This window comes from Streptomyces sp. SID14478, from assembly GCF_010548525.1.
GTDB lineage: Bacteria > Actinomycetota > Actinomycetes > Streptomycetales > Streptomycetaceae > Streptomyces.
Window position 1 is genome coordinate 1 of record NZ_JAAGMG010000012.1, and the last position, 4,911, is coordinate 4,911.

The window sequence follows — 4,911 nt, forward strand, 5'->3', positions numbered from 1 at the left end:
TGGCCTGCGGCGGCAGCGCGCCGATCTCGCGGTTGGCCAGCGACAGCGGCGACGTGCCGCCGGCGTGCGCGACCTTGGCTGCCTGAAGCGCCTCGAGCGAGTCCGCGGCGGCGAAGGCGGCGAGCGCCTCGTCCCGCACGCGCTCGATCTCTTCCGGTTTCAGTGCCTCGACCTCAACAGGGTCGTACGACTTGTTCGGTGCCGACATCTCTTCCCGTGCTTCCGATTGGCTGGCGGATGGCCCCGTCGACGAACCCGTCCCGATTCCGATGACGAACCGTCCCTGACGTGGAGACGCAATGTGCCAAAGGACGAGTCTAACGGGGGTGACGTGTGTGAATTCGCCCGTGGGGGCCCTGCGCTCAGCTGGTGAGATACGCGGGTGCCCCGACGGGCAACGTAAATCGGAACTGGGCGCCGCCGGCGGGCGCCCGCCCCACCGTGATCGTTCCGCCGTGGACCTCGACGATGCCCTTGACGATGTACAGGCCGAGCCCGGTGCCGCCGCGCTTGCTGCCCCGCCAGAAGCGGGTGAAGACGCGGTTCATGGACTCCTCCGGGATGCCGGGGCCCTCGTCGCTGACGGTGACCGAGGTGGATTCCCTGGCCGCCGTGGAGGGCTCTACGGCAATGGTGACGGCTCCCTCGCCGTGCCGCACCGCATTTTCCAGCAGGTTGCTCAGCACCTGGTCGACCTTGTCGGGGTCGGCCCACAGATCGGGCAGCGGTTGCGTGACGCGCAGCAGGAACCGGTCGGCCCGCTGGCCGGAGGCGACGTGGGCCTGGATGTGCCGGGAGACGGCGGCCGCGATGTCGACGGGCTGGCGCCGCAGTTCGAGCCGCCCGGAGTCGATGCGCGAGATGTCGAGCAGTTCGGTGATGAGCCGGGTCACCCGGTTCGCGTCCGCGTCGACGGTCTCGAGCATCAGCCGCTTCTGCTCGTCGGTGAAGCGCTCCCACTTCGCGAGCAGGGTCGCCGTGAACCCCTTCACGGAGGTCAGCGGGGAGCGCAGCTCGTGGGCGACGGTGGCGATCAGCTCGGCGTGGCTGCGCTCGGTGCGGCGCCGGGCCTCCGTGTCGCGGATCGAGACGACGACGCGGCGCACGGGCCCGAGGGGACGGGTCCGCACGTAGCGCGCGGTCACCAGCACTTCCCGCCCGCCGGGCAGCAGCAGGTTGCGCTCGGGCTGTCCGACGCGGGTGGCGAGGCCGCCGTACGGGTCGGTCAGCTGCCACCAGCGCCGGCCTTCCAGGTCCTCCAGCGGCAGCGCCTGTTCGAGCGGGGCGCCGAGGGCGCGGGCGGCGGGGACGGCGGTGATGCGCTGCGCGGCGGCGTTGAAGCAGACGACCCGGCCGCTCTCGTCGGCGACGACGAGTCCGTCGGGAAGGTCGTCGGGGTGGAGGCCGGTACCGGCGAGATCGTCGGGGCCGCGCCGGGGCGCGACCGGTCCGGACCGGCCCCGCTCTCCTCGCGAGCTGCTCGTACCGACGACGCTCATCTTCCCCGTGTCCCACCTCTCGGCCCTGGGCCCGAGGTGGTCACCCTACTAGTTGGGGGTGACGGAGCGGCACCCTCCGGGGGCGCGCTGGGCGCGGGCGGAGGCGTACAGGCACACGGCGGCGGCCGTCGCGAGGTTGAGGCTCTCGGCCTTGCCGTGGATCGGGACGCGTACGACGGCGTCCGCCAGCGCGCGGGTCTCCTCGGGCAGGCCCCAGGCCTCGTTGCCGAAGACCCAGGCGGTGGGTGTGCCCATGGTGCCCTTGTCCAGCTCGTCGTCGAGGTCGTCGTCCCCGGCGCCGTCGGCGGCGAGGATGCGGACGCCGGCGGCCTTCAGCCCGGCGACGGCGTCCTCGACGGGTACGCCCATGGCGACCGGCAGGTGGAAGAGGGAGCCGACCGAGGCGCGTACGGCCTTGGGGTTGTACAGGTCGACGGACCCGTCCGTGAGGACCACGGCCTCGGCGCCCGCGGCGTCGGCGCAGCGCAGCACCGTCCCGGCGTTCCCGGGGTCGCGCACGTGCGCGAGTACGGCGACGAGCTTCGGGCGGGCCGCGAGGATCTCCTCGAAGGGCGCGTCCAGGAAGCGACACACCCCGACGAGTCCCTGCGGGGTCACGGTGGTGGAGATGTCGGCGATGACGCTCTCGTCGGCGAGGTGCACCCGGGCGCCCGCGTCCCGCGCCTCGCCCACGATGTCGGCGTAGCGCTCCGCGGCGTCGACGGTGGCGAACATCTCCACGAGCCCGCCGTGTGCGGCGGCCTCCCGCACGGCCTGCGGCCCCTCGGCGAGGAACAGCCGCTCCTTTCCCCTGAAGTTCCGCTTCCCCAGCCGCCGGGCGGCAGAGACGCGGGACGACTTGGGAGAGATCAGCTCCGGGGCGGCAACCATCACAACTCACCTTGGTACATAGGGGGCGCGGGGAACTGCGCGAGCAACCCACCACGACGGGTCGGACCGGGAACGACAGAAGGCGGCAGACGCAGTCGGACCCGCGGGCCTGTTGGCCTGCGGGTCCGAAACACGGCTCAACGCACGTTTCAGGCGGCAGCCTTCGGGGCGTTGACGTCCGCCGGCAGCGCCTTCTGCGCAACCTCGACCAGCGCGGCGAACGCGTTGGCGTCGTTGACGGCGAGCTCCGCCAGGATCTTGCGGTCCACCTCGATGTTGGCGGCCTTCAGACCCTGGATGAGGCGGTTGTACGTCATGCCGTTCTGGCGGGCAGCGGCGTTGATGCGCTGGATCCACAGCTGACGGAAGTCGCCCTTGCGCTTCTTGCGGTCGTTGTAGTTGTAGACCAGGGAGTGGGTGACCTGCTCCTTGGCCTTGCGGTACAGACGCGAACGCTGACCGCGGTAGCCGCTGGCCTGCTCGAGGATCGCCCGACGCTTCTTGTGCGCGTTTACCGCGCGCTTGACGCGTGCCACTTTTTTAACTCCTTGTAGCGGGGCCGGGGTTGACGTCACCCGACCCGAATTCGAATAGGTCCCGGTCTAGCCGACGTGCGCGGCGCCGAAGCGCCGGTACGTCACTTGCCGAGAAGCTTCTTGATCTTCTTGGCGTCGCCCGGGGCCATCTCGGCGTTGCCGGTGAGGCGGCGCGTCAGGCGCGACGACTTGTGCTCGAGCAGGTGGCGCTTGCCGGCGCGCTCACGGAGCACCTTGCCGGAGCCGGTGATCTTGAAGCGCTTGCTGGCACCGCTGTGCGACTTGTTCTTCGGCATAGCGCCGTTCTCTCCATCGTCAGTGGCGTCCCCGGCCGGTTCGCGCGTGAACCCGAACCGGCTGCGAGGGAACGTCAGTCGTGTCAGTTGGTATCCGAGGCGCACAGGCTGTGCGCCGCCGGATCATGCCTCGGCAGGAGCCTCGGCGGGGGCCTCGGAAACCTCGGCGGAAACCTCGGCCTCGTCCTCGGGAGACTGGTCCTCGGCAATGTTCTGCGACTTGCCGGGGTTGGCCTTCGCGTCGGCCTTGCGGGCGGCCTGCGCCTCGCGGGCCTCGGCCATGGCCTCGGTCTTCTTCTTGTGCGGACCCAGGACCATGATCATGTTTCGACCGTCCTGCTTCGGGTTCGACTCGACGAAACCGAGGTCCTCGACGTCGTTCGCGAGGCGCTGCAGCAGTCGGAAGCCGAGCTCCGGCCGGGACTGCTCGCGACCACGGAACATGATCGTGATCTTGACCTTGTCGCCCTGCTTGAGGAACCGAACGACGTGACCCTTCTTGGTGTCATAGTCGTGCGGGTCGATCTTCGGCCGGAGCTTCATCTCCTTGATGACCGTGTGCGCCTGGTTCTTGCGCGCCTCACGGGCCTTCATGGCCGACTCGTACTTGAACTTCCCGTAGTCCATGAGCTTGCAGACGGGCGGACGGGCGTTCGCCGCCACCTCGACCAGGTCGAGGTCGTACTCCTGAGCAAGCTCAAGGGCCTTGGCAAGCGGAACAATCCCGACCTGCTCGCCGCTGGGACCGACAAGTCGCACTTCGGGAACGCGAATCCGGTCGTTGATGCGGGGCTCGGCGCTGATGGATCCTCCTCGGTAGCACCACACGACGGTCTGGCGGACCGCCGCGTACGTTTATTCCTAAGTACCAACCGCGTCGAAGCACAAAAAATGCCCCGGACGGTACACATGGGGGGCTCCAAGAACTACCGGAGCACCACCACGATGACCGCGGGGCGCATCTCGGACGGTTCCATCGTCCGTACGGAACGATGGGGACCGTCTGACCGGTGACCCGCCGCCCCGGAGGGCAGTCAGGTGGGAGATCGGAGCCTCCACTTGTGGGCCGGTTACTCAGGTCGTGCAGACGTGGGTGTCCGGCCGGTCGTTACACAAGGTTAGCAGCACTTGGGGGGTGCGCCCAACCGGGTGCGCGGGCGGCATATCGTGTGGGCATGAGTGACACCACCCCTTCTGCCGATGCCCCCGATTACGACGCGCTGACCCGCGACATCGCCGAGGTGCCCGCCGTCGAGGTCATCGTGACGGTCGCGGTGAACCTGATGAGCGCCGCCGCCGTGAAGCTCGGCCTCACCGACGAGGGCGACGCCCACAAGGACCTCGACGAGGCCCGCAAGCTGATCCACGCCCTGGCCGGGCTGCTCGACGGGAGCGCGACCGAGATCAGCTCGTTCCACGCGGCTCCGCTGCGGGACGGTCTGAAGTCGCTGCAGTTGGCGTTCCGCGAGGCGTCGCTCGTGCGGGACGAGCCGGGCCAGGGCCCGGGCGAGAAGTACACGGGCGCCGTCTACGGCTAGCGCCCGCAGTCAGTCGCGTACGAACAGGGGCTCGCCCGGGAGCGTGGCCTCGGCCGGCAGCAGTGCCAGGTCGAGGCCGTGCACCAGGCGGGCCCTCAGCGTTTCGTCGGCGGCCAGCCGGCGGGCGACGGCGTGGACGGCGGCGTCCTGC

General features: G+C 69.7%; 6 protein-coding genes and 2 pseudogenes. 1 reads left to right on the top strand and 7 read right to left on the bottom strand.

All coding sequences use genetic code 11. The annotated features are described in order from the left end of the window. The 6 genes and pseudogenes from G3I40_RS00690 to infC form a co-directional block, all read right to left on the bottom strand. Window positions 1–208 (bottom strand): annotated as a pseudogene (locus tag G3I40_RS00690) (phenylalanine--tRNA ligase subunit alpha); the annotation flags it as partial. Window positions 209–362: 154 nt separating this feature from the next. Then, window positions 363–1,499 carry an ATP-binding protein gene (locus G3I40_RS00695; RefSeq protein ID WP_164300184.1) on the bottom strand — a complete coding sequence of 379 codons (1,137 nt, stop codon included), beginning with the start codon at window positions 1,497–1,499 and terminating at the stop codon, window positions 363–365. Between the two features lie 48 nt (window positions 1,500–1,547). After that, window positions 1,548–2,390 carry an RNA methyltransferase gene (locus tag G3I40_RS00700; RefSeq protein WP_203643137.1) on the bottom strand — a complete coding sequence of 281 codons (843 nt, stop codon included), beginning with the start codon at window positions 2,388–2,390 and terminating at the stop codon, window positions 1,548–1,550. Between the two features lie 149 nt (window positions 2,391–2,539). Next, on the bottom strand, window positions 2,540–2,926 hold the full coding sequence (gene rplT, locus G3I40_RS00705) for a 50S ribosomal protein L20 (RefSeq protein WP_006350245.1): 387 nt from the start codon (window positions 2,924–2,926) through the stop codon (window positions 2,540–2,542). A 101-nt stretch (window positions 2,927–3,027) separates the two neighbouring features. Further along, window positions 3,028–3,222, bottom strand: coding sequence for a 50S ribosomal protein L35 (gene rpmI, locus G3I40_RS00710; RefSeq protein ID WP_003947156.1), 195 nt, complete (start codon window positions 3,220–3,222; stop codon window positions 3,028–3,030). A gap of 123 nt (window positions 3,223–3,345) precedes the next feature. After that, complete coding sequence (gene infC / locus G3I40_RS00715; protein ID WP_164300186.1) at window positions 3,346–4,050, bottom strand: translation initiation factor IF-3; 705 nt, start codon at window positions 4,048–4,050, stop codon at window positions 3,346–3,348. Between the two features lie 347 nt (window positions 4,051–4,397). Between infC and G3I40_RS00720 the strand changes: the two genes are divergently transcribed. Beyond that, entirely contained in the window at window positions 4,398–4,760 is a 363-nt protein-coding gene (locus tag G3I40_RS00720; RefSeq protein ID WP_164300187.1) for a DUF1844 domain-containing protein, read from the top strand. Between the two features lie 9 nt (window positions 4,761–4,769). Here the strand turns inward: G3I40_RS00720 and G3I40_RS46785 are convergent. Further along, window positions 4,770–4,911, bottom strand: a pseudogene (locus G3I40_RS46785) (SseB family protein); the annotation flags it as partial.